The organism is Arthrobacter sp. Y3225116, assembly GCF_059091245.1.
Map to the genome: position 1 here is coordinate 1 of NZ_JBNHGL010000574.1, position 392 is coordinate 392.

Sequence of the window (392 nt, forward strand, 5' to 3'; positions counted from 1 at the left end):
GGGCCGCCGCCATCCTGCGGTCGGACCTGCTGCACGTGCACTCGGGGTCGCGGATCGGCGTGGTGCGGTCCCGGCCGGTCAAGCCCTTCGTGCTGCATTTCCACGGCACGGACATCCGCACCCAGTACTACGACCCCGCCCGCCGGCCGGCGCTGCAGTGGGGCGCCGATCACGCCGTGAAGGTGCTGTATTCCACCCCGGACCTGCGCGAACATGCGGAAACGGCCCGCGCCGACGCCGTGTACCTGCCGAACCCGGTGGACCTGGAGGAACTGCCCGGGTGGCGGCCCGCCGCCAGGCCGCGGATCGCTTTCGCCTCCCGGTGGGATGACTCCAAGGGCGGCCGGCGGCAGCTGGAGCTGGTGCGGGCCCTGCAGGTGGCCGCCGGCGCG

At 74.0% G+C, this 392-nt stretch carries 1 protein-coding gene; it reads left to right on the plus strand.

The window, feature by feature from the left end; all coding sequences use genetic code 11:
* The coding region (locus AC5RV2_RS19025; RefSeq protein WP_494093621.1) for a glycosyltransferase at positions 1-392 on the plus strand (392 nt) is incomplete at both ends.